Annotated in this window: 21 protein-coding genes; 11 read left to right on the top strand and 10 right to left on the bottom strand. The window is 63.0% G+C overall.

Features of this window, described 5'->3' with window-relative positions:
- Positions 1–82: 82 nt before the first annotated feature.
- Positions 83–523, bottom strand: a complete 441-nt coding sequence (gene lysM / locus RIN61_RS13065; RefSeq protein ID WP_313857482.1) for a peptidoglycan-binding protein LysM — start codon at positions 521–523, stop codon at positions 83–85.
- Between the two features lie 180 nt (positions 524–703).
- Between lysM and fdhD the strand changes: the two genes are divergently transcribed.
- The 3 genes from fdhD to RIN61_RS13050 all read left to right on the top strand — a co-directional run bounded on the left by fdhD (position 704) and on the right by RIN61_RS13050 (position 4685).
- The gene (gene fdhD / locus RIN61_RS13060) at positions 704–1534 is read left to right on the top strand and encodes a formate dehydrogenase accessory sulfurtransferase FdhD (RefSeq protein WP_313857480.1); all 831 of its coding nucleotides are present in this window, start codon (positions 704–706) and stop codon (positions 1532–1534) included.
- A gap of 5 nt (positions 1535–1539) precedes the next feature.
- Positions 1540–3885: an FdhF/YdeP family oxidoreductase gene (locus tag RIN61_RS13055; RefSeq protein ID WP_313857478.1), complete on the top strand. Its 2346-nt coding sequence runs from the start codon at positions 1540–1542 to the stop codon at positions 3883–3885.
- 317 nt (positions 3886–4202) lie between these two features.
- Entirely contained in the window at positions 4203–4685 is a 483-nt protein-coding gene (locus RIN61_RS13050) for a YMGG-like glycine zipper-containing protein (protein WP_112251322.1), read from the top strand.
- A gap of 55 nt (positions 4686–4740) precedes the next feature.
- Here RIN61_RS13050 and RIN61_RS13045 read toward each other — a convergent pair whose 3' ends face one another.
- The 3 genes from RIN61_RS13045 to hslO all read right to left on the bottom strand — a co-directional run bounded on the left by RIN61_RS13045 (position 4741) and on the right by hslO (position 8037).
- Complete coding sequence (locus tag RIN61_RS13045) at positions 4741–5181, bottom strand: acyl-CoA thioesterase (RefSeq protein WP_112251320.1); 441 nt, start codon at positions 5179–5181, stop codon at positions 4741–4743.
- Between the two features lie 235 nt (positions 5182–5416).
- The gene (locus RIN61_RS13040; RefSeq protein ID WP_133969941.1) at positions 5417–6958 is read right to left on the bottom strand and encodes a phosphoenolpyruvate carboxykinase; all 1542 of its coding nucleotides are present in this window, start codon (positions 6956–6958) and stop codon (positions 5417–5419) included.
- Positions 6959–7137: 179 nt separating this feature from the next.
- Positions 7138–8037 (bottom strand): Hsp33 family molecular chaperone HslO, encoded by a 900-nt coding sequence (hslO, locus tag RIN61_RS13035; RefSeq protein ID WP_015268604.1) that lies wholly within the window; start codon positions 8035–8037, stop codon positions 7138–7140.
- Between the two features lie 120 nt (positions 8038–8157).
- On the opposite strand from hslO, the gene RIN61_RS13030 reads away from it, so the two are divergent.
- Positions 8158–8952: a phosphatase PAP2 family protein gene (locus tag RIN61_RS13030; RefSeq protein ID WP_313857474.1), complete on the top strand. Its 795-nt coding sequence runs from the start codon at positions 8158–8160 to the stop codon at positions 8950–8952.
- Between the two features lie 110 nt (positions 8953–9062).
- Here the strand turns inward: RIN61_RS13030 and RIN61_RS13025 are convergent, their stop codons facing one another.
- On the bottom strand, positions 9063–9464 hold the full coding sequence (locus tag RIN61_RS13025; RefSeq protein ID WP_013970457.1) for an RNA-binding S4 domain-containing protein: 402 nt from the start codon (positions 9462–9464) through the stop codon (positions 9063–9065).
- A gap of 109 nt (positions 9465–9573) precedes the next feature.
- On the opposite strand from RIN61_RS13025, the gene rimB reads away from it, so the two are divergent.
- Together rimB and rimK are read left to right on the top strand one after the other, a co-directional pair.
- The gene (gene rimB, locus RIN61_RS13020; protein WP_041166351.1) at positions 9574–10056 is read left to right on the top strand and encodes a retropepsin-like aspartic endopeptidase RimB; all 483 of its coding nucleotides are present in this window, start codon (positions 9574–9576) and stop codon (positions 10054–10056) included.
- Complete coding sequence (gene rimK / locus RIN61_RS13015) at positions 10053–10958, top strand: 30S ribosomal protein S6--L-glutamate ligase (protein ID WP_015268602.1); 906 nt, start codon at positions 10053–10055, stop codon at positions 10956–10958. Before rimB ends, rimK begins: the two co-directional genes overlap by 4 nt.
- Before the next feature lie 129 nt (positions 10959–11087).
- Here rimK and RIN61_RS13010 read toward each other — a convergent pair whose 3' ends face one another.
- Together RIN61_RS13010 and ompR are read right to left on the bottom strand one after the other, a co-directional pair.
- Positions 11088–12401: an ATP-binding protein gene (locus RIN61_RS13010; RefSeq protein WP_112251316.1), complete on the bottom strand. Its 1314-nt coding sequence runs from the start codon at positions 12399–12401 to the stop codon at positions 11088–11090.
- 13 nt (positions 12402–12414) lie between these two features.
- Complete coding sequence (gene ompR, locus RIN61_RS13005; RefSeq protein WP_112251314.1) at positions 12415–13155, bottom strand: osmolarity response regulator transcription factor OmpR; 741 nt, start codon at positions 13153–13155, stop codon at positions 12415–12417.
- Between the two features lie 217 nt (positions 13156–13372).
- Between ompR and RIN61_RS13000 the strand changes: the two genes are divergently transcribed.
- From RIN61_RS13000 to RIN61_RS12980, 5 genes are all read left to right on the top strand, one after another.
- Positions 13373–15697, top strand: a complete 2325-nt coding sequence (locus RIN61_RS13000; RefSeq protein ID WP_207877579.1) for a Tex family protein — start codon at positions 13373–13375, stop codon at positions 15695–15697.
- Positions 15697–16080, top strand: a complete 384-nt coding sequence (locus RIN61_RS12995) for a PaaI family thioesterase (RefSeq protein ID WP_003257433.1) — start codon at positions 15697–15699, stop codon at positions 16078–16080. The genes RIN61_RS13000 and RIN61_RS12995 overlap by 1 nt, the downstream gene beginning before the upstream one ends.
- A 286-nt stretch (positions 16081–16366) precedes the next feature.
- Positions 16367–17944, top strand: a complete 1578-nt coding sequence (gshA, locus tag RIN61_RS12990) for a glutamate--cysteine ligase (protein WP_215521027.1) — start codon at positions 16367–16369, stop codon at positions 17942–17944.
- Positions 17944–18579, top strand: coding sequence for a TetR/AcrR family transcriptional regulator (locus RIN61_RS12985; protein WP_112251306.1), 636 nt, complete (start codon positions 17944–17946; stop codon positions 18577–18579). The genes gshA and RIN61_RS12985 overlap by 1 nt, the downstream gene beginning before the upstream one ends.
- Positions 18580–18660: 81 nt before the next feature.
- Positions 18661–24150 (top strand): dermonecrotic toxin domain-containing protein, encoded by a 5490-nt coding sequence (locus RIN61_RS12980; RefSeq protein WP_313857467.1) that lies wholly within the window; start codon positions 18661–18663, stop codon positions 24148–24150.
- A gap of 144 nt (positions 24151–24294) precedes the next feature.
- Here the strand turns inward: RIN61_RS12980 and RIN61_RS12975 are convergent, their stop codons facing one another.
- Genes RIN61_RS12975 through ssuC form a run of 3 tightly spaced genes read right to left on the bottom strand, consistent with a single transcriptional unit; the run spans position 24295 to position 26144 of the window.
- Positions 24295–24510, bottom strand: coding sequence for a TOBE domain-containing protein (locus RIN61_RS12975; RefSeq protein ID WP_003255829.1), 216 nt, complete (start codon positions 24508–24510; stop codon positions 24295–24297).
- 27 nt (positions 24511–24537) lie between these two features.
- Positions 24538–25350, bottom strand: coding sequence for an aliphatic sulfonates ABC transporter ATP-binding protein (gene ssuB / locus RIN61_RS12970; protein ID WP_207877583.1), 813 nt, complete (start codon positions 25348–25350; stop codon positions 24538–24540).
- A complete protein-coding gene (gene ssuC / locus RIN61_RS12965; protein ID WP_112251300.1) occupies positions 25347–26144 on the bottom strand; it encodes an aliphatic sulfonate ABC transporter permease SsuC in 798 nt (265 codons plus the stop codon). The genes ssuB and ssuC overlap by 4 nt, the downstream gene beginning before the upstream one ends.
- Positions 26145–26148 lie beyond the last annotated feature (4 nt).

Genomic DNA, 26148 nt, shown 5'->3' with positions numbered 1-26148 from the left:
CCCGCTCCCACAGGATCACCACAGGTCTGAACTGTGTGCGATCCCTGTGGGAGCGGGCGAGCCCGCGAATAGGCTGCAGAGATCAGTCAGGAATACGCAACACCTGCCCCGGGTAGATCTTGTCCGGGTGCTTGAGCATCGGCTTGTTGGCCTCGAAGATCTTCTGGTACTTGTTGGGGTCGCCATACACCTTCTTCGAAATGGCGCTCAACGTATCGCCCTTCTCCACCGTCACGAACCGCGCGGCCTGGGCTACCGGGCCAGTCACGGTGATCTGGTCATCGACACTGGCAACCCCGGCGATGTTGCCCGCCGCCAGGATGATCTTCTCCTTCTCCTCCTGGCTGGCCACCTCACCCTTGAGGATGATCGTGTCACCCTCTACAGTGGCCGTGATGTTCGGGTTGCCCAGGCCGACACTTTCCACGTGTTTCTTCAGCTGCTCTTCGGCATTGGCATTGCCGGGGGTCAGCAGGTCGATCAACTTCTCGCCCGCTTCCTTGACGAAACTGAACAAGCTCATAGCGCTCTCCTTGTTGACGAAACCTTGGACACAGCAGTCTAGGCCAGCTTTTCCCCTTGCGCCCCCGTGCGACCAATCGACGCGGTCTATCAAGGCATAGACCCTAGCGATTAGACGCCGCCGGCCCACACGCCTAGGCTTGTGCTATCAAAGAGCTGCCGATAGCCCGATATCGCCCCGATGAAAAGCAAGCCTCCGGTCTGCGCGGCCTCATCGCCCTTGTCCATGCCCGCCGCCAGCAACACCTACGATTACGTCCAGCTCAGCGACGCCAGGCGCGACAGCACGCCCTTGGCCGAAGAAGTGGCCCTGGCCATTGTCTACAACGGCCTGAACCAGGCGGTGATGCTGGTCAGCCCCACCGACCTGGAAGACTTCGCCGTTGGTTTCAGTGTCGGCAGCGGCATAGTGGAAGGCACCACGGAAATCTACGACCTGAAACTCTCCGGCAGCGGCTCGGCAATGTATGCCGACCTGGAGATTTCCAGCCGTGCGTTCTGGAACCTGAAAAACCAGCGCCGTCAACTGGCCGGCACCAGTGGTTGCGGCCTGTGCGGGGTCGAAGCGCTGGAGCAGGCACTGCCAGAGCTGGCCAAACTGCCTGGCGCACCCTTGCCACCGGCGCAGTGGCTGGTCGGCCTGCGTGAGCGCATCGATGCCTTCCAGCCCCTCGGCCAGCACTGCGGCGCGGTGCATGCGGCGCTGTTCATGGACCGCCATGGCGAACTGCTGCTCGGCCGCGAAGACATCGGCCGGCACAACGCCCTCGACAAGCTGATCGGCGCCTTGCTGCGCCAGGGCATCGACAGCCAGGGCGGCCTGGCCATCGTCACCAGCCGCTGCAGCCTGGAGCTGATCCAGAAGGTGCTGCGGGCCGGTATCCAGACCCTTGTCAGCCTTTCGGCGCCCACCGGCCTTGCCCTGCAATGGGCGCGCAAGCACAACCTCAACCTTATCCATCTGCCCAAGCACAGCGTACCGCGGGTCTACAGCCCAGCGGCGGAGTCGTAACTGTCGTGACCTCGTACCAACACCTCCCGGAAAACGCCCCAGCCTCCTCCCCTCGCTACAAGCCCTACCACGGCCCCGCCGGTGGCTGGGGTGCGTTGCGCAGCGTGGCCAAGGCCTGGGTCGGCAGCGATAACGCGCTGAAGAACATTCGCGCGCTGCTCAAGACCAATCAGAACGGCGGTTTCGATTGCCCCGGCTGTGCCTGGGGCGACTCGCCGGAAAGCGGCATGGTCAAGTTCTGCGAGAACGGTGCAAAGGCAGTGAACTGGGAGGCGACCAAGCGCCGCGTCGATGCCGCCTTTTTCGCCCGCTACAGCGTCACTTCGCTACTGCAGCAGAGCGACTACTGGCTGGAGTACCAGGGGCGCCTGACCGAGCCGATGGTCTATGACGCACTCAGCGACCGCTACCAGCCGATCAGTTGGGACGCCGCCTTCACCCTGATCGCTCGCGAGCTGAACAAGCTGGCCAGCCCTGACCAGGCCGAGTTCTACACTTCGGGGCGCGCCAGTAACGAAGCAGCGTACCTGTACCAGTTGTTCGTGCGAGCCTACGGCACCAACAACTTCCCGGACTGCTCGAACATGTGCCACGAGGCGAGTGGCGTGGCCTTGGGGCAAAGCATCGGGGTCGGCAAGGGCACCGTCACCTTCGACGACTTCGAGCACGCCGACGCGATTTTCGTCTGGGGCCAGAACCCCGGTACCAACCACCCGCGCATGCTCGACCCGCTGCGCGATGCGGTAAAACGCGGTGCCCAGGTGGTGTGCATCAACCCGCTCAAGGAGCGTGGCCTGGAGCGCTTCCAGCACCCGCAAAACCCGCTGGAAATGCTGACCAACAGCGACCGGCCGACCAACACCGCATTCTTCCGCCCGGCCTTGGGCGGCGACATGGCGATGCTGCGCGGCATGGCCAAGTTCGTCCTGCAATGGGAACGCGAAGCCCAGGCCAACGGCGAACCGGCAGTCTTCGACCACGCCTTCATCGCTGAACATGGCCACGGCATCGACGACTACCTGGCGGTAGTGGACGCCACGCCATGGGAGCACATCCAGGCCCAGTCCGGCCTGGCGCTGGCAGACATCGAACTGGCCGCGCGCATGTACTGCCGTGGCAAGCGGGTGATCATGTGCTGGGCGATGGGCATTACCCAGCACCGCCACTCGGTGCCGACCATTCAGGAAATCGTCAACCTGCAGATGCTGCGCGGCAATATCGGCGCACCAGGTGCCGGCCTGTGCCCAGTGCGAGGCCACAGCAACGTGCAGGGTGACCGCACCATGGGCATCAACGAGCGCCCGCCGGTGGCCCTGCTGGATGCCATCGAGCAGCGCTTCGGCTTCCCCGTGCCTCGGCATAACGGCCACAACACCGTCGAGGCGATCCACGCCATGCTCGACGGCCGGGCCAAGGTATTCATCGGCCTGGGCGGCAACTTCGCCCAGGCTACGCCAGACACCGAGCGCACCGCCCAGGCACTGCGCAACTGCGAGCTGACCGTGCACATCAGCACCAAGCTCAACCGCAGCCACCTGGTGCATGGCAAGCAGGCACTGATCCTGCCGTGCCTGGGGCGCACCGACATCGACCTGCAGACCGAAGGGCCACAGGCGGTAACGGTAGAAGACTCGTTCAGCATGGTTCACGCCTCCAATGGCCAGCTGAAGCCGTTGTCGACGCAGATGCGCTCGGAGCCGGCGGTCATCGCCGGTATCGCCGCCGCCACCCTGGGCAAGAAGCCTGTGGACTGGCACTGGCTGGTGGCTGACTACGACCGTATTCGCGAGCTGATCGGCGACACCATCGCCGGCTTCAGCGGCTTCAACCAGCGCCTGCGCGAGCCGGGCGGTTTCTACCTGGGCAACAGCGCCGCCAGCCGCGAATGGAAGACCAGCACCGGCCGCGCCAACTTCAAGGCCAACCTGCTGCCCGACACGCTGCTTGACGAACGTGTACGCGCCAGCGGCCAGGTGCCGGACCTGATCATGCAGTCGATGCGCTCGCACGATCAGTACAACACCACCATCTACGGCCTGGACGACCGCTACCGTGGCGTGCGTGGCCAGCGCGAGGTGCTGTTCGTCAACGAAGCCGACATCATCCGCCTGGGTTTCCAACCGGGGCAGCAGGTCGACATCGTGTCGTTGTGGGGAGATGGGCATGTACGCCGTGTGCACGGTTTCACCCTGTTGGCCTTCGACATCCCGGCCGGGCAGGCGGCGGCGTACTACCCGGAAGTGAACCCGCTGGTGCCGCTGGAAAGCATTGGCGATGGCAGCCATACGCCGACGTCGAAGTTCATCGCCATCAAGCTGGAGCGGGCGCGGGACGACGGGCGTATCCTCTAGAAATGCGCCGGCCTCTTCGCGGCTAAAGCCGCTCCCACAGGGAAATCACAAGGCCTGGGAGCAGTGGTATCCCTGTGGGAGCGGCTTTAGCCGCGAAGAGGCCAGAAGCCGTGCCGCCAAAAACGAAAAAAGCCCTGTTCCAATGTGGTTCAGGGCTTCGTCATAAAGGTTTAAGACAGCGAAAAAACGATAAAGTTTCACAGTAAATACAGTAAGTTAGAGAATTGTGTACAACTCGTGTTACTCGTCGGATTTCCGTTGCCAGGCGCGCCCGTAAGGCTCAAAAATCGCCTCGTCATCCTTATGAGGCTTTCTTGATGAAGAAGTACTCCTCGATACTGTTGTTGTCTTTCAGCTTGCTCAGCGGCGTTGCCATGGCAGGCGGCACCACCGAGGCCGGCATTGGCGGCGCATTGGGTGGGGTACTGGGCTCTGTCGTGGGCCAGTCCATTGGTGGTAGCACAGGCGGCGCGATCGGTGCTGGCCTGGGCGGCGCAGCTGGCAGTGCGGTCGGTGCCGACAAGCACCAGCGTGGTGAGGCAGCCATCGGTGGCGCATTGGGCGCCGCAGGCGGCAACGTGGTCGGCCGCTCCGTGGGCGGTACTACCGGTAGCTACATTGGCGCGGCAGCCGGCGGTGGCGCCGGTGGCGCACTGGGTAACTACATGGGTAAAGAGGCCGACAGAGACGATTACCACGAAGGCCGCCGCTACCGTCGTGGTTATGACGACGACCGTCGCCACTGGGACCGTGGCCACCACTACGGCCATCGCAAGCACAAGCGCCACTGGCGCGACTAACGCCTGAGGGCCTTGCCCCGGCAACAAAAGCCCCGCCCCTGCCAGCGGGGCTTTTTCATGCCTGCTGTTCCTGCAGTACACCAGACAGGATCACCTGCAGCGTCTGTGGCAAGGCCACTGGCCGGCCGCTGGCCCGTTCGATGAACACCTGCACCACCGTGCCTGCTGCACACGCCTCCGGCTCCCCTGGGCGGAACAGGGCCAGGCGGTACTCCACCGTGCTGCCCGCCAGGCGCGCCACCCCCAGCCCCACTTCCAGCACATCCGGGAAGCCTGGCAGCGCGTAGAAATCCGCCGCCGAACTGACCACGAAGGCCGCGAGCTCGCCGTCACGCAGGTCCAGGTCGGCCTGTTCGACAAGAAACGCCTGGATGGCGGTTTCGAAGAAGCCGTGCACGGTGGCACCGGCAATGTGGCCGTTCAGGTCGTTGTCCTGGGGACGGGTGAGGATGGGGTGGAAGTGGGAGAAGGCAGTGCGCTGAGGGGATTCGGTCATCTGGCTGGCTCTTGTCTTCGCAATGGATGCTGACAGTGAAACAGAAAAACCGGATTTTCGCTGCCTGTGCGGGCCTCTTCGCGGGTAAACCCGCTCCCACAGGTGTGGCGTGAGTCTTGAGGGCGGCGGAGAACCTGTGGGAGCGGGTTTACCCGCGAAGAGGCCCGCACAGGCTTGTAGAAAAAACAAAAAAGCCGCCCGAAGGGGGCGGCTTTCTCGTTGCGGGCGGGTCAGCTTACAGCTGCGGGCCAGCGGCCTTGATGGCATCGGAAACTTCAAACTTCTTGAAGTTTTCGATGAACAGCTTGGCCAGGCCTTTGGCGGCCTCGTCGTAGGCAGCCTTGTCAGCCCAGTTGGTGCGCGGGTTGAGCAGCTCGGTATCAACGCCCGGAACGGCCTTGGGCACATCCAGGTTGATGATGTCCAGGTGTTCGGTTTCAGCGCCGATCAGCGCGCCGCTCTGGATCGCAGCGATCACGGCACGGGTGGTCGGGATGCTGAAGCGCTTGCCAACGCCGTAGCCACCGCCGGTCCAGCCGGTGTTGACCAGGTAGACCTTGGAGTCGAAGCCCTTGATACGCTTGATCAGCAGTTCGGCGTACTCGCCAGCCGGGCGCGGGAAGAACGGGGCGCCGAAGCAGGTGGAGAAGGTCGACTTGATGCCGCTGCCCGAACCCATTTCGGTGGAACCGACCAGCGCGGTGTAGCCGGACAGGAAGTGATAGGCCGCCTGTTCGTTGTTCAGGATCGAAACCGGAGGCAGAACGCCAGTCAGGTCGCAGGTCAGGAAGATGACTGCGTTCGGCTCGCCGCCCAGGTTCGCTTCGGAACGCTTGGCAACGTGCTCCAGCGGGTAGGCCGCACGGCTGTTCTGGGTCAGGCTGACGTCGCTGTAGTCGGCGTGCTTGTTGGCGTCGAGAACGACGTTTTCCAGCACGGCGCCATGCTTGATGGCTTTCCAGATGACCGGCTCGTTCTTTTCGGACAAGTCGATGCACTTGGCGTAGCAGCCGCCTTCGATGTTGAAGACCACGCCCTCGCCCCAGCCGTGCTCGTCGTCACCGATCAGGTAACGGCTTTCGTCGGCCGACAGGGTAGTCTTGCCGGTACCGGAAAGGCCGAAGAACAGGGTCACATCGCCTGCTTCGCCGATGTTGGCGGCGCAGTGCATCGGCAGTACGTCGGCAGCCGGCAGCAGGAAGTTCTGCACCGAGAACATGGCTTTCTTCATTTCGCCGGCGTAGCGCATGCCAGCGATCAGCACCTTCTTCTGGGCGAAGTTGATGATCACGCAGCCATCGGAGTTGGTGCCGTCACGCTCAGGCTCGCACACGAAGTTGGCGACGTTGAGGACCTGCCACTCGCCACGGCCAGCCGGGTTGTACTGCTCCGGGTTGATGAACAGGCAACGACCGAACAGGTTCTGCCAGGCAGTCTGGGTGGTCATCTTCACCGGCAGGTAGTGCTCGGCGGCCGCCCCTACGTGAACGTAGGAAACGAAGTGATCCTGGGCGTTGTTGAACGCCTCGACGCGAGCCCACAGGGCATCGAACTTGTCGGCCGGGAACTTGCGGTTGATCGGGCCCCAGGCGATGGCGTCCTGGGTGGAAGGCTCTTCGACGATGAAACGGTCAGCCGGCGAACGGCCAGTACGGTGACCAGTCTCCACGACCAGTGCGCCAGTATCGGCTAGTACGCCTTCACCGCGTTGCAGCGCTTCTTTTACCAGCTCATCGACGCTCAGGTCGGTGTACACGGTGTTGTTGGCTTGCGTCATGAGATACCCCATCCGGCCCGAGGCCGAGTGCTCCAAACGTTTTGTAGTTGTCTCAAAAAAACTACTACAGCGAAAAAAGTGGCCGGATTATGCCAGAAACGCCCAAAAAAAGTAGGCCCCTCCTGTCAGAACTGCGCTTTTGCGCAATTCGACAGGAGATTGTCCTGTAGTTAAACGTTTCAGTGACGAGTTTCTGAGGCTACGTCCGTACCGCCACCGGCAAACAATTGCGCCACATCACTGGCGTCGAAGAAATAGCGCTCGTTGCAGAACTGGCAATCGATCTCCACCTGCCCGCCGCACTCTTCCACCAGCGCCTTGGCATCGTGCTCGCCCAAACTGACCAGCGCATTGCCGGAACGTTCGCGCGAGCAGCTGCAATTGAAGCGCAGCGGCTGGATATCGAACAGGCGTACGGCATCTTCGTGGTACAGGCGGTGCAGCAGTGTTTCGTTGTCCAGCGCCCACTCATCAGCCTTGAGCGTGGTGGCCAATGCCACAACGTGCTGCCAGCTTTCTTCACGCTCTTCATCGTCCGGCTGGCGGTCGCGCGGCAGTTGCTGCAGCAGCAGGCCACGTGCCTTGCCGCCTTCGGCGTTGAGCCAGAAGCGCGTGTTGAGCTGTTGCGACTGGACGAAGTAGTTGGTGAAGCACTCCGACAGCGTGGCGCCATCGAGGTCGACGGTGCCCTGGTAGCGCTGGCCCTTGACCGGATCGATGGTCAAGGTCAGGTGGCCGTCGGGCATCAGCTGCGACAGGGTTGCATCCGCCGGAATCTGGTCCGCTTCGTAACGGGCCATGCCGCGGATATCGCGGTCGCCGGAGCATTCGACCATCAGCAGCGGGATCGGCCCGGCAGAGCGCGCCTGCAGAATCAGCAGGCCGTCGAACTTCAGCGCCCCGACCAGCAAGGCGGTGGCGGCCATCAGCTCGCCCAGCAGTGCCTGCACCGGCTGCGGGTACTCATGACGCGCCAGCACCGCGGCGTAGCTGTCATCGAGAGACACCCACTCGCCGCGCACATCGCGCTCGTCGAAGATGAAACGTTGGGTGAAATCGGTATCAGGCAAATCGCTCATAGGTTTTGGCTATCTGAAAATGATGACAAAATGGTTACAAGGGTTGTCGAAAACAAGCGAGAACCCCATGACAGAGCGCTCACAAGGCGCTCCGATTCCTGTTTGCAATAGAGGTATTTTATGGACAATCGACCACTGTTCCAAGCAAGGTGGTCCTGGGGGCCATTGGCAGCCTGTACGCTGCTTCCCATCGCTCTACTGTGTTTCTGGTTATGGCCCATTGGCCAGATCTTGTGCCTGACTTTCGACGAGTGGCTGTTCCACAGCCTGAATGCGCCGCTAGCCGACAACACTACCTGGCGCTATATCTGGACTGTCGGCAGCTTGCGCCCGTTCGACATCGTCGTCGGCCTGATCCTTCTGGCAGTGCTTATCCGAGGCGACTGGGTGTTCAAGGCAACCCAGGTGCGCCAGGCCTTTTTCGGCTTCCTGGTCACGCTAATCCTCTTAGTGGTGATTCGCGCGCTGTTTTCCAAGTGGGTGGATGCAGCCGGCTGGCAGCACAAGAGCCCGTCGATGATGTTCGACGAGATGGTGCACCTCAGCGACTACTATCCGGACCTGGAGGCGGCCTGGGAGCTCAAGGACCGTTCCAGCAAGAGTTTCCCGGGGGATCATGCCTCGGTGCTGCTGGTCTGGGCGCTGTTCATGAGCGTGTTCAGCCGCCGCCTGGTGCAGTACCTGGTGGTCTGGGGGTTGGCGGTATTGTTCATGTTGCCGCGCCTGGTGGCCGGTGCCCACTGGGGGCAAGATGACTACATCGGCGGGCTGCTGATGGCGGTGCTGGCGCTGGGCTGGAGCTGCTACACGCCGCTGGCGGCCAAGGGAAGTGCGGTGCTGCTGCGCTGGACGGCGCCGTTGTTCAACCTGCTGGCCCGGTTACCGCTGGTCGGACGGATGGCTGTCACCCGTTAGGGCCATGGGGTACTGCGTAGCCCATCGCGACACAAGGCCGCTCCTACAGGGGGCCGCGATTTCCTGTAGGAGCGGCCTTGTGTCGCGAAAGGGCCGCAAAGCGGCCCCGGCTATTCGAAGCTCCCATGCAACTGGTGAATCTGCCGCCGCTGCTTCTTGGTCGGCCGGCCATCGGTTGTAACGCCCATCGCCCCGGCCTTGCGCAATTCCGCCGCCTGCTCACGCCGGCGCACGCTGTCTTCGGTCTCTTCGTACAACGTCTGCGCCTCTGGCGCACCACGCCGCACCACCGACAAGGCCTTCACCACCACGGTGCGCTCATCGAACCCGGTGCGCAGCACGAACTCGTCCCCCACCCGCGGTTCCTTGCCCGGCTTGCAGCGCTCACCCCGGCAATGCACCTTGCCACTCTCGATCGCCGCCTTGGCCAGCGCACGGGTCTTGTAGAAGCGTGCCGCCCACAGCCATTTGTCCAGGCGGACCTTGTCGTCGTCTTCGGCTTTTTGTGCCATCCCGTTACCTCGAACGCTGTGTTTCATCGAACTGTACTACCGTAACGATCGGATGCAAAAAATCCCCGCCGTGCTTACAGTTCATCACCTCATTCGCAGGGTGCGTTTCGTGAAGACATTTGACCATTTGACTGTGATCGGCCTGCGCGAGTGGGTCGCCCTGCCCGACCTTGGCGTGGCCGGGCTGCGCGCCAAGATCGACACCGGCGCCAGCACCTCCAGCCTGCACGCCACCGAGGTGGAACCGTTCGAGCGCGACGGCCAGCCCTGGGTCCGCTTCACCGCACACCTTGGCTCGGTGGTGCAGTTGCGCCACCGTCGCTGCGAGGCACCGCTGGTGACCATGAAAACCATCAAGAGCTCCAATGGCCAGGCCCAGACCCGCTATGTCATCCGCACGTCACTGGCCCTGGGCGATGGTGTGTGGGAGGTGGAGTTCACCCTGGCCTGTCGCAAGAACATGCGTTATCGCCTGTTGCTGGGGTCCAAGGCCCTGATCCATGGCCAGTTGGTGGTCAACCCGGGTCTCAAATACGTACAAGACAAACCGGCCTTCCCGGCCACCCTTTCTCCTGTAACAGGTGCTGCATGAAGATCGCTGTGCTGTCGCGCAATCCGCGTCTGTATTCCACCCGCCGCCTGGTCGAGGCCGGTACCCAGCGGGGCCACGAAATGGTGGTGATCGACACCCTGCGGGCCTACATGAACATTGCCAGCCACAAACCTCAGATCCACTACCGCGGCAAGCCGCTGGAAGGCTTCGACGCGGTGATCCCGCGCATTGGCGCATCGGTGACTTTCTATGGCTGCGCGGTGCTGCGCCAGTTCGAGATGATGGGTGTGTATCCGCTCAACGAGTCAGTAGCGATCGCCCGCTCCCGCGACAAGCTGCGTTCGCTGCAACTGCTGTCGCGGCGCGGCATCGGCCTGCCGATCACCGGCTTTGCCCACTCGCCGGACGACATCCCCGACCTGATCCAGATGGTCAACGGCGCCCCGCTGGTGATCAAGGTGCTGGAAGGCACCCAGGGCATCGGCGTGGTGCTGTGCGAAACCACCAAGGCCGCCGAATCGGTGATCGAGGCGTTCATGGGGTTGAAGCAGAACATCATGGTGCAGGAATACATCAAGGAAGCGGGTGGCGCGGATATCCGCTGCTTCGTGGTCGGCGACAAGGTCATCGCCTCGATGAAGCGCCAGGCCAAACCGGGTGAATTCCGCTCCAACCTGCACCGCGGTGGTGTGGCCAGCCTGATCAAGATCACCCCGGAAGAACGCATGACTGCCATTCGCGCGGCCAAGGTGATGGGCCTGAGCGTGGCGGGTGTGGATATCCTGCGCTCCAACCATGGGCCGCTGGTGATGGAGGTGAATTCGTCGCCGGGGCTGGAAGGCATCGAAGTGACCACCGGCAAGAACGTGGCCGGGATGATCATCGAGCATCTGGAGAAAAATGGCGGGCCTAATCAGACCCGGACCAAGGGTAAGGGCTGAGATTTTGGGGCTGCTGCGCAGCCCATCGCGACACAAGGCCGCTCCTACAGGATTACCGCAACCTTCAGGCTTGTGGATTACCTGTGGGAGCTGGCTTGCCGGCGATAGGGCCGGCGCAGCCAACCAGATTCATACAGCATTACGCGGCAGCAACAACCCCAGCGGCAACCTCACCCGCGCCTCTATCCCGCCACCAGAGCGATTGCGCAACTCCACATTCCCACCATGCTGCGCCGCGATCCGCTTGACGATCGCCAGCCCCAGTCCGGTGCCCTTGCCCCCCCGGGCCCGGTCACCACGAATGAACGGGTTGAAGATGGTCTCCAGCTCCGACTCGTCTATCCCCGTTCCACGGTCCAGCACGCTCAGCACCACGTACGGCGCACTCTCGTCGCCCGACACATAGGCGGCCACCTCCACCCCCTTGCCGGCGTGGTGCAAGGCATTGCCGATCAGGTTGCCCAGCATGCGCTTGAGCGAAACCCGGCGCAGCGGGAACGGCGGGATCGGCTCCAGGCACAGGCGCACCCGTTCTTCCGGCTGGTTGTACGGCGCCACCACCTCGCGCACCAGGTCGGCCAGGTCGACCTCTTCAACCGGCTCGTCACGGCCATCGCGGATAAAGGCCAGGAACTGGTCGAGGATCGCATCCATGTCCTCGATATCGCGGACCATGTCGTCACTCAGTTCGTTGTCGCTGTCCAGCAACGACAACGACAGGCGCAGGCGCGTCAACGGTGTGCGCAGGTCGTGGGAAACCCCCGCCAGCATCAGCTCGCGCTCGCGCCCGGCCTGCTCGACATCCTCTGCCATCTGATTGAAGGCCTTGTACACCTCGGTCATTTCGCTGGGCGTGTCGCTGATCGGCAGGCGCACGCTGCGCCCCTGGCCCAGCTGCCGGGCAGCAAACACCAGGCGCTTGAGCGGCTGGTTCAGCTGGCGCACGAAGATCCAGGCCGAGGCGGTGGACAACAGGCCGATGGCCAGGAACCAACCCAACACGTTCCAGATCTTCTGCCCACGCAGCGGGTGCGGGTACAGCGGTACCTTCAACCAGCCCGGGCCCAGGCTTGGCGCATTGACCCACAACGCTGGCGGCGCATGAATGCGCAGCCGTACCTCGGTGTCCTCGCCCAACTCGGCCTGCATCTGCCGTTGGTAGATTTCACTGTAGGGCCAGTGCTGCTCGCCCTCGGGCACGCCCGAACCGGTGACCCGGATAAGGCCTGCCGCTTCGGCGATCTTGTCGCGGTTTTCTTCGTCGGCCGCCCAATAGGCGCGCAGGGTCAGCGCCACACCGTGGCTGTACTGACGGTCGACCAGCACGTCCTCGTTCATCAACAGGTAGACCAGGGTCAAGGCCTTGGAGAACAGGACGACGATCAACACCAGCCACAGGGTGCGGGCGAAGAAACTTTGCGGAAACCAGAGCGGTGTCTTCATCGATGGCGCGGCATCATTTACCGGCGATTCCGTCCGGCACGAACACGTAGCCCACACCCCAGACGGTCTGGATATAACGCGGCTTGGACGGGTCCGGCTCGATCATGCGGCGCAGACGCGAGATCTGCACATCGATGGAGCGTTCCAGCGCATCCCATTCACGGCCACGCGCCAGGTTCATCAGCTTGTCGCGGGTCAGCGGCTCGCGCGCGTGCATCACCAGCGCCTTGAGCACGGCGAACTCACCGGTGGTGAGCATGTGCACTTCGTCGCCACGCTTGAGTTCGCGGGTAGCCAGCGACAACTCGTAGTCGCCGAAGGTGACCGACTCGTCTTCGCTGCCAGGCGCACCCGGCACGCTCGGTGCCTGGCGGCGCAGCACGGCCTTGACCCGGGCCATCAGCTCGTCCGGGTTGAACGGTTTGCCCAGGTAGTCGTCGGCGCCCAGCTCCAGGCCCTTGATACGGCTGAACTCGTCGCCCTTGGCAGTGAGCATGATGATCGGGATCTGGTTGTTCTGCTGACGCAGGCGCTTGCACGCCGACAGGCCATCCTCGCCGGGCAGCATCAGGTCGAGCACCACCAGATTGAACACCTCACGCTGCAGCAGGCGGTCCATCTGCTCGGTGTTGGGTACTGCGCGGGCACGGTAGCCCTTGCTGGTGAAGAAACGTTCCAGCAGGCTGCTCAGCCCCGGGTCGTCGTCGACGATGAGAATCTTGTCACCTTCAGCGGTGTTTGGCGTGCCGGTCATGAATAACTCCTCTGATATCGCCGCGCATTATGGCGTAGCCATTGCTGCACGTAGCGTGAGCATTGTTAGCAGATTTTTCCCCCGGCGCCAGTTCCGACTGGCCGGGCGCCATCACCGCAAGCCGTTTGCGATGGGTATAATGCGCGGCTTTCATCCAGCGCCGCCGGGCGAGAGACCCACAGGCGACCCCCGTATTCACAAATGTCAGGTGGTTTACATGGACAGCATCAACAGCCGTATCGCCGAGGAACTGGGCGTACGCCCCCAGCAGGTCGAGGCGGCCGTGGGCCTGTTGGACGAAGGCTCGACCGTGCCCTTCATCGCCCGTTACCGCAAGGAAGTGACCGGTAGCCTGGACGATACCCAGCTGCGCCATCTGGAAGAGCGCCTGCGCTACCTGCGCGAACTCGACGAACGCCGCGCCAGCATCCTGGCCAGCATCGAGGAGCAGGGCAAGCTGACCCCGGAACTGGCCCGCGAAATCAAGCTGGCCGATACCAAGACCCGCCTCGAAGACCTGTACCTGCCGTACAAGCAGAAGCGCCGCACCAAGGGCCAGATCGCCCTGGAAGCCGGCCTCGGCGAGCTGGCCGACGGCCTGTTCAACAACCCCGACCTGGCCCCGGAAAGCGAAGCCGCACGCTTCGTCAACGCCGAAAAGGGCGTGGCCGACGTCAAGGCCGCGCTGGAAGGCGCAAAGTACATCCTCATGGAGCGCTTCGCCGAAGACGCCGCCCTGCTCGACAAGCTGCGCAGTTTCCTCAAGCAGGAATCGGTGCTCAGCGCCCGTGTCGTGCCTGGCAAGGAAGAAGAAGGCGCCAAGTTCCGCGACTACTTCGCCCATGACGAACTGCTGCGCAACGCCCCGTCGCACCGCGCCCTGGCAATTTTCCGCGGGCGTAACGAAGGCGTGCTGAGCGCCTCGCTGAAAGTCGGTGAAGAACTGCCCGGCACCCTGCACCCGTGCGAACTCATGATCAGCAACCATGTCGGCATCGAGAACCGCAACCGCCCTGCCGACAAGTGGCTGGGCGAAGTGGTGCGCTGGACCTGGAAGGTCAAGCTGTACACCCATCTGGAAACCGACCTGTTCGGCGAGCTGCGCGACAACGCCGAAGGCGAGGCGATCAATGTGTTCGCCCACAACCTGCACGACCTGCTGCTAGCCGCCCCGGCCGGCCCTCGCGCCACCCTGGGCTTCGACCCGGGCCTGCGTACCGGCTGCAAGATCGCCGTGGTCGATGCCACAGGCAAGTTGCTGGACCACACCACGGTCTACCCGCACGCGCCGAAGAACGACTGGGACCGCACCATTTCCATCATGGCGGCGTTGTGCGCCAAGCATTCGGTAGAGCTGATCGCCATCGGCAATGGCACCGCCAGCCGCGAAAGTGACAAGCTGGTGACCGAACTGGTCAAGAAGTACCCGGCCTTGAAGATCACCAAGGTCATGGTCTCCGAAGCCGGCGCTTCGGTGTACTCCGCCTCGGAGCTGGCCGCCCGTGAATTCCCGGACCTGGACGTGTCGATCCGTGGTGCCGTGTCGATTGCCCGCCGCCTGCAGGACCCGCTGGCCGAACTGGTGAAGATCGACCCGAAATCCATCGGTGTCGGCCAGTACCAGCACGACGTGTCCCAGCTGAAGCTGGCGCGTGGCCTGGACGCCGTGGTCGAGGACTGCGTGAACGCCGTGGGTGTCGACGTCAACACTGCGTCGGTGGCGCTGCTGACGCGCATCTCCGGCCTCAACGCCACCCTGGCGCAGAACATCGTCGCCCATCGCGATGCCAACGGCCCGTTCGCCACGCGTGCGGCACTGAAAAAGGTCAGCCGCCTGGGTGAGAAAACCTTCGAACAGGCAGCCGGCTTCCTGCGCGTGATGAACGGCGACAACCCGCTGGACGCCTCCGCAGTGCACCCCGAGGCCTACCCGCTGGTGCAGCGAATTGCCGCCGATACCGACCGCGACATTCGCTCGCTGATCGGTGACAGCAGCTTCCTCAAGCGCCTGGACCCGAAGAAGTTCACCGATGAAACCTTCGGCCTGCCGACCGTCACCGACATCCTGCAGGAACTGGACAAGCCTGGCCGCGACCCACGCCCCGAGTTCAAGACCGCCACCTTCCAGGACGGCGTCGAAGACCTCAAGGACCTGGAACCGGGCATGATCCTCGAAGGCGTGGTGACCAACGTCACCAACTTCGGTGCCTTCGTCGACATCGGCGTGCACCAGGACGGCCTGGTACATATTTCGGCGCTGTCGGAGAAGTTCATCAAGGACCCACGTGAAGCGGTCAAGGCCGGCGACGTGGTCAAGGTCAAGGTCATGGAAGTGGACATCCCGCGCAAACGCGTCGGCCTGTCCATGCGCATGAGCGACACCCCGGGCGAAAAGGTCGAAGGCAACCGCGGCGGTAACCGTGGTAATAGCGGCAACCGTCAGCAGCAGGCGCCGCGCCAGCGCGAAACCGCCACTGCAGCCCCGGCCAATAACGCGATGGCCGCGCTGTTCGCCAACGCCAAGCAGCTGAAGAAGAAGTGATGGACGTACCACGCGAGTACGTCGAAAGCGCCTTCAGCCAGCTCCTGGGCTGCCGCCTGCAACGCCTGGAAACAGGTGTTGCCGAGGTAGCCCTGGCGCTCGAGCCACACTTGCGCAACCGTGGCCAGAAGCTGCACGGCGGGGCGATCTTCAGCCTGGTGGACATCGCCATGGGCCTGGCCTGCTCGGCCAGCCATGGCTTCGACCAGCAAAGCGTCACCATCGAGTGCAAGATCAACTACATGCGCGCCGTCAGTGACGGTGAAGTGCTGTGCACCGCCCGTGTGCTGCACGCCGGGCGGCGCACCCTGGTGGTCGACGCCGACGTAGTTCAGGGCGACAAGCTGGTGGCGAAAGCGCAAGGAACCTTTGCCGTTCTCTAGCCCACCAGGCGGTATCTGCGGTATTTTCGGCAACAGCAAGGGGCCGCTTCGCGCCCCATCGCCGGCAAGCCGGGCTCTCACAGGTAATCCACAAGCCTGAAATCGTGGTGCACCTGTTGGAGCCCGGCTTGCCGGCAATGGGCTGCGAAGCGGCCCCCGAAGTCGGCGCTGCGCAATGCCGGAACCGCGTAAACCAGGCGACAACGCCAGTTCCTTTTCCCACTACCCTTGTAGACCGTCTTTTCTACCCCCATATTGGGGCGACTGACGCGTGAAGGAATACATCTTGAGCGACCTCCTCAACCGCCGCCTGAGCCTGCTCGGCGCCAATCTCCCCCTGCTCAAGCAGTGCCTGCACGGTATTGAGCGCGAATGCCTGCGCGTGACCAACGAAGGTCGCCTGGCCCAGACCCCGCATCCGCAAGCCCTGGGATCGGCGCTGACCAACGAGCAGATCACCACCGATTATTCCGAGTCGCTGCTGGAGTTCATCACCCCGGCCCTGCCCGACCCGGCCAAGGTGCTGGAAAGCCTCGAAGAGACCCACCGTTTCGTCTACAGCAAGCTGGGCGACGAATACCTGTGGAGCCCGTCGATGCCCTGCACGCTGCCGGCCGAGGAGGACATCCCGATCGCCGAGTACGGCAGCTCGAACATCGGCAAGCTCAAGCACGTCTACCGCAAGGGCCTGGCCCTGCGCTATGGCCGCACCATGCAGTGCATCGCCGGTATCCATTACAACTTCTCGCTGCCCGAAGCTTTGTGGCCGTTGCTGCGCGCCGCAGAAGGCGGCAGCGAGAGCGACCGCGACTACCAGTCGTCGGCCTATATCGCGCTGATCCGCAATTTCCGCCGCTACAGCTGGCTGCTGATGTACCTGTTCGGCGCCTCGCCGGCACTGGACAAAGGCTTCCTGCGTGGCCGCCCGCACCAGCTCGAAGAGCTGGACGCCGAAACCCTGTACCTGCCCTACGCCACCAGCCTGCGCATGAGCGACCTGGGCTACCAGAGCAACGCCCAGGCCGGCCTCACGCCGTGCTACAACAACCTGGCCAGCTATACCGACAGCCTGCGCAAGGCGGTGGGCACGCCCTACCCGCCTTACGTCGAAGTCGGCACGCACGTGGATGGCGAGTGGGTACAGCTGAACACCAACATCCTGCAGATCGAGAACGAGTACTACTCGAACATTCGCCCCAAGCGCGTCACCTACACCGGCGAGCGGCCGATCCAGGCCCTGACCTCGCGCGGCGTGCAGTACGTGGAAGTGCGTTGCCTGGACATCAACCCGTTCCTGCCGGTGGGCATCGACCTGACCGAGGCACGCTTCCTCGACGCGTTCCTGCTGTTCTGCGCGCTGGAAGACAGCCCGCAACTGGATAACGGCGAATGCGGCCAGTGCACCAGCAACTTCCTGACCGTGGTCAAGGAAGGCCGTCGCCCGGGCCTGGAACTGCGCCGCAATGGCCAGCCGATTGGCCTGAAGGCCTGGGCCAGCGAGCTGATCGAGCATATCCGCCCACTGGCCGAGCTGCTCGACCAGGCGCAAGGCAGTGCAGAACACGGCAAGGCCCTGGATGCCCAACAGGCCAAGGTCGACGATGCCTCGCTGACGCCTTCGGCCCAGGTGCTGGCACGCATGACCGAGCATGACGAGAGCTTCGTCCAGTTTTCCCTGCGCCAAAGCCGTATCCACGCCGAAACCTTCCGCGAGCAGCCACTGCCGGTCGAGCGCCAGCAGGCTTTCGAAACCCTCGCCCGCGACTCGCTGGCCGAGCAGTCGCGCCTGGAACAGCAGGAGGTCGGCGACTTCGATCTGTTCGTCGGCGCCTACCAGGCCAGCATCCTGGCGATCAGCAACTGATGACCCGCACTGCTTCCCCGCGCAGGCCGCGCGCCAGCAGCCAGGCCAGGATCGAGGCGATTCTGGCGGCTGCCCGCGAGTTGCTGGCCGAGCAAGGCGTAGCGGCGCTTTCGATCTATAGCGTGGCCGAACGCGCACAGATTCCACCGTCGTCGGTGTACCACTTTTTCGCCAGCGTGCCGGCTTTGCTGGAGGCGTTGACGGCCGACGTGCACCGGGCGTTTCGCGAGGCCTTGAGTGCACCGATCGACAGCTGCGCCTTCAGCACCTGGCACCAACTGTCGCGGCTGGTCGAGCAGCGCATGCTCGATATCTACAACGAGGATGCCGCAGCGCGTCAGTTGATCCTTGCCCAGCACGGGTTGAGCGAAGTAGTGCAGGCCGACCGCCAGCACGACATGGAACTGGGCGAATTGATGCATAGCTTGTTCGATCGGCATTTCCAGCTGCCGACGATGCCTCACGATGTGGATGTCTTCGCCTTGGCCATGGAGCTGAGCGATCGCGTCTACGCGCACTCCATGCAGCTGTTCGAACAAATCACACCGCGCATGGCCGAGGAAGGCATGCGCGTGTTCGAAGCCTATCTCTCGCTTTACTTGCCGCCCTTCCTGCCACTGCGCTGCAGCGGCTGAGATACAAGTACCACCCCTCGTACCACCGCGATCAATTCAATAAAGGGCAGTCAACACCAGCCCTTGAAGAGACGATTGCTCATGCCCACCTCTGCAAACCACCAGCGCGATCTGGTCAAGACACTGCCTGTTACCGGTACCGGCAGCCCCCGTCATCTACTGGCCGGCAAAGGCAACCTGCTCACGGCAGCGCGGCAATCCCTGGAACGCAGCGCCAGACAGCTGCGAACCCTGTTGAGCCAGGCACCCAGCCTGCAGCAAACCGTGCACGACACCTTGCAGGCTCAACTGCAACTGGACCCCAGCCATTGCGGCTTGCGCCATGGCGAGAGCCAGGTGAGCATGCTGACATTCGCCACCCGCCTGCTGGCTGGCCCGGTCTTTGCCAATCCATTTGCCGACTGGACCCCGTGGGGCTTCACCGATACAGCGGCATACGCAACGACCACTGCCGATACATGGGCGCAGAACCTCGGCCCCGTGGTCAGGGCAGCGCAGTTTCACGCTGCGGGCAATTACTGGGATGGGCGCATGCCCGGTACCGATACCTCGCGAAAAGCCCAGGCAAGCAAACTGCTTCGCCAGCATTTCACCGGCAGTCTGGACACTGCATATGGCCTGGGCACGATAGATATCAAAGGTTGGCTGCGCGGCAGGGAGCCCTCGGCGCAACACGCCCTGCTGGAATGGCAACTGTCGCCAGGAAACACGCTGACCAGTACAGCCGCATTATTGATCCGCCCTCACGCAGGCCAGACACCCTGGCTGCTCTACCTGCCAGCCAGGTTGCATCCGGTGCTGGCGTTCAGCGATCTTGAATCTTTGCGTGACTGGGTCTTCGCCAATCGATCCTGGTTCTGGTCGGACCCCAGATCTTCCATTGTCGAAGGCGCACGACAGAACGTCGTCGTCACCGATGTGCAAAGCGATGGCTTCAGTGCACTACTGGCGGAAATGCTCCGCCAGGATCAGGAAATTACCCAGCACCACCTGCTTCAAGCCTGCCTGCAAAGCGAAACGGACTCACTGGACTTGTCCGACCTGCAAACCTGGGAACGCCAGCGCAGCGATCTGGTTCGCGGGGCACTCGATGCGACGCTGAAAAGCGCCATCGACCAGGTGAACGCTGACGATACCGCCCTGGCGGAGGAAGAGGCTCACTTCGCCGGCCTGGAACAACACCTGCCCATCGTCTGGCGCCAGCAGTCGATAGAGCGTCAGGAAACACTGCTGGAGCAGTATCTGGCCGGAGAGACAGCGCCCACCTCTGCCAAGGTCACGCTCCTGAGGGAACGCCAGGCAGCGCTCGAGGTACTGAAAGATGCCCGGGACGTCTATTTGCTGGAACTGCCAGCCGTGCTGACGAGCACCAACCTCAAGGAACGCGTGGGTGACAACACGCCACTTGAACAGATCAGCGGAGGGCTTTGCCAAGCCTTGCTCAAGGAAGCTCGCCTGCAGCACACGATGGGGGAGCTGTCAGATACGCATCTGGACTGGATCGAGCAGCTCGTCGACAGGCCCAAGCCTGGCCTGCAACGCCTGGTACAGGCCAGCACCCTGGAGCTGGTGATTGCAGAACAGAGCTGGCAGTTGCACGGTTACATGACCTTCCGTGCCCTTCCCGGAGAAAACGACGACACCCACGCCCCCGGCATACTGCTTTACAGGCCAGGCCAACGTGGCGGGCTGCGGGCTTTCGAACACGAGGCGGCCCTTGCCGGAAGTCTGCTGGCTACGCTGCATGGCGCATGGCCGGACGCACTGCTGGAAGCGGCGCAGCCGGCCGACAGCCTGCAATTGCTGGAGGCTCTGGCCAACGCCACATCGGTATCGTTCAGCCATACAGCGATCGAGTCGCACTTCATGCAGCATTGCGTGGAGGCTATTGTTGCAGCGCTGCCTGCCGACATCTCGAAGGAGCATGTCCGACAGCGCCTGTGCATAAGCGCGAACCGCGCCAGGGAGATGGCCCTGGCACGGTTCGCGGAGAAGAACCGTACCAGCAACATGCACGCACAGCTTGCCCCCTTACGTCACCTTGACCCGCAGCAGCTCGACGGTATGGCCAAACAGGTCGATGCGTTGCGAGGCGCACTGCTTGCCTCAAGTGACCTGCTCAGGATCAGCTTGCCGTCACGCAAGCAATTCACCCGCCACCTGTTGCATCAACATCTGCGCAACGAATTTGCCATTCAGGACATTCCGCAGATCATCCTCGACATCGCCGACAGCGTAGCCGTGAAAAAGGTGGTAACCGGCCAATCGGCCACTGGCGGCGCTGGGTCCCGGGATATACCGGTGTTCAGCGAAAAGCGCAGTGACGTTAATCTGGAAGCCTTCATACTGCTGGCACTGGATGACAATCGGCGGCTCAGGCTGGGCAATGCCACAATCAGGTGCAAGCCGGCGAACCGCACGCTGGAACTGGCCCTTACGCCAGCCTATATCACCAGGCTGATTACCCAGCTGGATGCCGCCGGCAGCTACGAACAACGTATCGTCAAGGCCTACCTGGGCTTTGCCCACGAGTCCGGCTGGCAGGCGCAATGGCGCCAGGAAACCCTGCGTGAGCCTTACGAACACCGCCTGCGGCTGCTGACCTTGAGCAGGCCAGCCAGCCTTGACACCGCAGGCCAGCAGCTATTGGAAAGGTTCTGCCATGAGCAGGTCGACGGCACTGTCGCCAGAACCATCACCTACCACGCGCTGGTGCTGGCACCGGGCACTGCTGCTGACGGGTCCAGTAACAGCGTGGGCCTGTCGGGTATCAGCGTCATCAAGGGTATGGCGGGGCCGGTACTGCTGTATATGCCGGATGCCCCCAACGGCAGGATCATCACTCAGCATGCAACCCCCCAGGTCGCCTGCGAGGCGCTGCAAACGATGGCGCTGGAGCGTGGCATGGCCCACTATCTGGCAACCCGGACGCAGGCCGGTAACCCGGATGAACATGAGCGGTACATCAACCAGGCATTGCGAACCGGATTCCACACCTTCATAGGCATGGGTTCGGTGCGCAATGAAACCTTGCCAACCTACGAAGCCGCCCAGGACATGGGTGAACTCATCCGCACTCATCGCGCCACCTCGCGTAGCCAGGCCGACATGGCGCTTGCCGAGCCCGAGGTGTTCAACCGTTACTTCTTTCTCGGCTTGAGGCTGGCACTCAGCATATTGCCCGGCGCAGGCACAGCGTTGGCGCTGTACGATGGCTGGCACACGGCGAACGCCGCTGTCTCGGCATTCGACAGGGGTGAGCTGGAAGAGGGCCTGCAACACCTGGTCAGCCTGCTACAGTCGTTGACCGATGCCCTGCTCACGCTTGCACCGGTGACGGCCACCGCAGGCAATTCCGCAGCCACTGCACGCCAGTTGACCCGACAACGCCAGCGTCTTGACCCGTTCAGGCCAACCGGCGGAATTCGCAAGACCCCGCCAAGCCCATTCGCGGGTTACGAGGCAGAATTACCAGCAGGCCCGATGGTACCTTCCGCCCATCCCCAAGGGGCGAGTGTGTTCGAACACACTGCAAGCCAACAACACTTCATCTCGCGCAACAACGCCTGGTATGCAGTGGGCTGGAACCCGGCGCACGCCACCTGGCGGCTCAAACCCCAAGGCCTGCGCACCTACCGCCAACCTGTGCGCTTGAGTGAACAGGGGCTCTGGGAAACCCCGGGAAGGCTGAGCGGCCTGCTGGTCGACAACGGCCTGCAAGGCGGCGGCGGCATACTCACCACCCTGCACAATCAGGGCATCGCATACTGGCGCAGGCTCCTTCGCCGACACCCCCGGCAATTGACCGGCATGGATCTCGCGCACGATGTAAACGACGGGCTGGTGCGTACGCGAGATAGCCTGAGGACCAGGGAAGCCAGCTACCGCACGGCCCGCCAGGCAGTCGCAGATGGGGTTCGCCCGACCGACTCGCAAAGGGTTGCGCTCGCCAACGCACGTCGTCAGCTGGTCGAAGAACTCAACCGCAACATCGAGTTCAACACGCGCAGCCTTGTGCGCCTGCGCGAACAGCGTTCCACGCTGAGCAGGGCGGACCACGCCAGGTTCGCCGCAATATGTGAGGAAAACATCAGCGAGATGAGCGTCCACGAGATGCGCCTGGTGTCGGAACGCTTCACCCTGGCGACGAATGAGGTCCAGCGTGCTAAAGCTGCGTTCCAGGCCCTGCATGGGCACACTGCCACCATCGAACGGGTGGAGCGCCTGACCCAGGAGGTATTGACGGCCAATCGTGAGCTGATCGAAACCTTGCAGGAAGTGGAGCGCTTGGCCATTCGTCATCAGGCCAGGCGCAATACCTTGCAAGGCAGCGCATTGACCCGTTACCAGCTGTTGGTAGAAGAGACAGGATTGGTCCTCGATCTTACCAATGCACGACTTGTCCGGGCATCGATTCTTTCGCTGACGCTATTCAAGGCAAGCGCCGTCGGACATCCGCAGATCAGCGCATTCATGACACACTTCCACGAGCAAGGCGTTGCATTGCGCAGCACCCTCTACAGCCACCTGCAATTGCCCCAGGCCAGTCTAAGTCGAGCCCAGGAGCGCAACTTCCTGCGAAGCGCACAAAGCCACTACGCACGATTCCTGAACTACGTCAGGGCGTGGGAAGACAATTTCCAGAACCTTCTGTCGCCCGAGGAAAACCGTTCGCTGCGACAGCTGCTGCGTCAGCTGATCGACGACATCGAAAACAGCCTCGACAGGGCCAATGCCGCCCGACAACGCACCGGTCGCCAGCCTGGGCAGGGAATTAGCCGGCCACGCCTGTTCGAAACCGTGGAAGGCCCGCTGATCGGCACCGAGTACGTCGAGCGAGGGCAGGCACGCATGCGTATCAACCAGCCACATTCCGATCAAGCCCATACCACTTATGCCAGGAACGAAACAGGCCAATGGCAGTTGTCGACAACACAACGCGCGGCGCCCACCCAGGCAATGGCGAACCTGGTGGAAACCGCCACGGCTCGTCTGGACGATATTCCCAGGCAGCAGGCCAAGCTACGCCGGTATCAGACGCCGCAAGCAGTCCCTGCCGACCTGGAGGACATCGCCCAAGGGCACGCGCAGCAGCTGCGCTTCATTGCCGACAGGATTGGTCAGAAAGCAGGGGATGCAATGACCGATGGGCAACGAACCTTGACGCAAAGGCTGAATACCGCTGCCGAGCAGATGGAGGCACTTGGCCGCGAATTGCGCATCGCCCAGACCAAGGTCACCAGAAAGCCTACCGTTGGTTATCTGGAATACCTGCTTGCCGAGCGGGAAGTCGAAATTGCCTGGTCGCGCACTTTGAATCCCAAGCTGGACCGCAAAGGCAACCCGGTCGAATACCTGGAGGAATATCGCATCCTTGATCGGAGTAGCCGGCAGGCCTTGTGGTATGCACACTTTCACTTCCGACAAAAACCGGCACAAGGTTTCAACCGGCTGGAAGCAGGCCACCTGAAACTGGCGAGCGAACGTGACATGGGGAACGGCGCCTGGCGCGGCAGCATGAACGAGACCCAGGCCAACCGGCTATTCGGCAACCTGCGGCCGGCCAGCTGACGCAGCATCATTGGAGCCGCTGTGCGGCCCTTCGCGGGCACGCCCGCTCCCACAGGGTCCGCGCAAAACCTGAAACCTGCGCAGGACCTGTGGGAGCGGGCGTGCCCGCGAAGGGCTGCCAAGCAGCCCCATGGTCAACGCCCATCACAGCTTGGCGATAGACACTTCGGTCGATTTCACGAAGGCAATCACTTCACTACCCACTTGCAACTCCAGCTCACGCACGGAGCGGGTAGTGATGACCGAAGTGACGATGCCCGAGGCAGTCTGCACGTCGATTTCCGACAGTACCGGGCCTTCGAGGATTTCCTTCACGGTGCCTTTGAACTGGTTGCGAACGTTGATGGCTTTGATAGTCATGATTTGCTTCCTTTTGGCTTCTGGGGTTCAGTGCGCCCAACGCAGTTGCGTGGGCAAAGGGGCTACAGGATCCGGCTCGGGCGCAGCGCCCGGGGCCGACAGAACACGGTTGAGCACTTCGCTTTCCAGCGCGGCCAGGCGGTGCGAACCACGCGCCCGAGGCCGTGCAAGGTCGACAGTGAGGTCGAGCCCGACCTCGCCATCCTCGATCAGGATCACCCGGTCAGCCACGGCGACTGCCTCGCTGACATCGTGGGTAACCAGCAACACGGTGAAGCCGTGCTGACGCCACAGGCGCTCGATCAGTTGCTGCATCTCGATACGAGTCAATGCATCCAGCGCACCGAGCGGCTCGTCCAGCAGCAGCAGGCGCGGCTGATGAATCAGCGCCCGGGCCAAGGCCACGCGCTGCTTCTGGCCACCCGACAGAGCCGCCGGCCATTCATTGGCGCGGTCGGCTAGGCCAACCGACTCCAAAGCTTCCCGCGCACGCGGGCGCCAGTCGCCAGACAGGCCCAGGCCAACGTTGTCGATTACCTTCTTCCACGGCAGCAGGCGTGCGTCCTGGAACATCAGGCGGGTTTCTTCGCGGGCCTGTTCCAGCGGCGCCGCACCGGCCAGCAACTGGCCTGCAGTGGGCTGGTCGAGACCAGCCAGCAGGCGCAGCAAGGTACTCTTGCCGCAACCACTGCGGCCGACGATGGCGACAAACTGACCGGCAGGAATGTGTAGCTCGATGCCCTTGAGCACTTCGCGCTGGCCAAAGGTCTTGCGCAGGCCGCTGGAAGCCAGCGGGATGCCACGCAGCAGGCGCGGCGGCTGTTCCTTGAGTACGGTCATGCGCCCTCCTTCTTCGCCACTTGATAGGCCGGGTGCCAGCGCAGCCACACACGTTCCAGGCCGCGGGCGGCGAGGTCGGCGAGTTTGCCGAGCACGGCATACAGGACGATCGCCAGCACCACCACGTCGGTCTGCAGGAACTCACGAGCGTTCATTGCCAGGTAGCCGATGCCGGAACTGGCCGAAATGGTTTCGGCAACGATCAGGGTCAGCCACATGAAGCCCAGAGCGAAACGCACGCCTACCAGGATCGAAGGCAGCGCCCCAGGCAGGATCACCTGGCGGAACAGGCTGAAGCCGGACAGGCCGTAGCTGCGCGCCATTTCCACCAGCGCCGGGTCGACGTTGCGGATGCCGTGGTAAGTGTTCAGGTAGATCGGGAACAGCGTGCCCAGCGCGACCAGGAAGATCTTTGCCGACTCGTCGATACCGAACCACAGGATCACCAGCGGGATCAGCGCCAGGTGCGGCACGTTGCGGATCATCTGCACCGAGCTGTCGAGCAGGCGTTCGCCCCAGTTCGAAAGGCCGGTGATGAAACCCAGCACCAGGCCGATGCTGCCACCGATGAGGAAACCCAGCCCGGCACGCCAGCCACTGATGGCCAGGTGGGTCCAGATCTCGCCGCTGCGCACCAGCTCGACGCCGGCACTGAGCACGGCGCTGGGCGCCGGCAGGATGCGCGTCGACAGCCAGCCGGCGCTGACCGCCAGCTGCCAGACGGCCAGCAGCAGTACCGGCAGCGCCCATGGTGCCAGGCGCTGGCCTAGGTTGTTGGAGGTTGCACGACTCATGGCC

Origin of the sequence: Pseudomonas inefficax (assembly GCF_032164165.1) — a bacterium.
Lineage (GTDB): Bacteria > Pseudomonadota > Gammaproteobacteria > Pseudomonadales > Pseudomonadaceae > Aquipseudomonas > Aquipseudomonas inefficax.
This window is presented reverse-complemented; position numbering and strand designations above follow the sequence as displayed.

Bases quoted from the DNA above. Each gene is read 5' to 3' on its own strand.
- lysM (WP_313857482.1), bottom strand. From the start codon at position 523: ATGAGCTTGTTCAGTTTCGTCAAGGAAGCGGGCGAGAAGTTGATCGAC.
- fdhD (WP_313857480.1), top strand. From the start codon at position 704: ATGAAAAGCAAGCCTCCGGTCTGCGCGGCCTCATCGCCCTTGTCCATG.
- RIN61_RS13050 (WP_112251322.1), top strand. From the start codon at position 4,203: ATGAAGAAGTACTCCTCGATACTGTTGTTGTCTTTCAGCTTGCTCAGC.
- RIN61_RS13045 (WP_112251320.1), bottom strand. From the start codon at position 5,181: ATGACCGAATCCCCTCAGCGCACTGCCTTCTCCCACTTCCACCCCATC.
- RIN61_RS13040 (WP_133969941.1), bottom strand. From the start codon at position 6,958: ATGACGCAAGCCAACAACACCGTGTACACCGACCTGAGCGTCGATGAG.
- hslO (WP_015268604.1), bottom strand. From the start codon at position 8,037: ATGAGCGATTTGCCTGATACCGATTTCACCCAACGTTTCATCTTCGAC.
- RIN61_RS13030 (WP_313857474.1), top strand. From the start codon at position 8,158: ATGGACAATCGACCACTGTTCCAAGCAAGGTGGTCCTGGGGGCCATTG.
- RIN61_RS13025 (WP_013970457.1), bottom strand. From the start codon at position 9,464: ATGGCACAAAAAGCCGAAGACGACGACAAGGTCCGCCTGGACAAATGG.
- rimK (WP_015268602.1), top strand. From the start codon at position 10,053: ATGAAGATCGCTGTGCTGTCGCGCAATCCGCGTCTGTATTCCACCCGC.
- RIN61_RS13010 (WP_112251316.1), bottom strand. From the start codon at position 12,401: ATGAAGACACCGCTCTGGTTTCCGCAAAGTTTCTTCGCCCGCACCCTG.
- ompR (WP_112251314.1), bottom strand. From the start codon at position 13,155: ATGACCGGCACGCCAAACACCGCTGAAGGTGACAAGATTCTCATCGTC.
- RIN61_RS13000 (WP_207877579.1), top strand. From the start codon at position 13,373: ATGGACAGCATCAACAGCCGTATCGCCGAGGAACTGGGCGTACGCCCC.
- RIN61_RS12995 (WP_003257433.1), top strand. From the start codon at position 15,697: ATGGACGTACCACGCGAGTACGTCGAAAGCGCCTTCAGCCAGCTCCTG.
- RIN61_RS12985 (WP_112251306.1), top strand. From the start codon at position 17,944: ATGACCCGCACTGCTTCCCCGCGCAGGCCGCGCGCCAGCAGCCAGGCC.
- RIN61_RS12980 (WP_313857467.1), top strand. From the start codon at position 18,661: ATGCCCACCTCTGCAAACCACCAGCGCGATCTGGTCAAGACACTGCCT.
- RIN61_RS12975 (WP_003255829.1), bottom strand. From the start codon at position 24,510: ATGACTATCAAAGCCATCAACGTTCGCAACCAGTTCAAAGGCACCGTG.
- ssuB (WP_207877583.1), bottom strand. From the start codon at position 25,350: ATGACCGTACTCAAGGAACAGCCGCCGCGCCTGCTGCGTGGCATCCCG.
- ssuC (WP_112251300.1), bottom strand. From the start codon at position 26,144: ATGAGTCGTGCAACCTCCAACAACCTAGGCCAGCGCCTGGCACCATGG.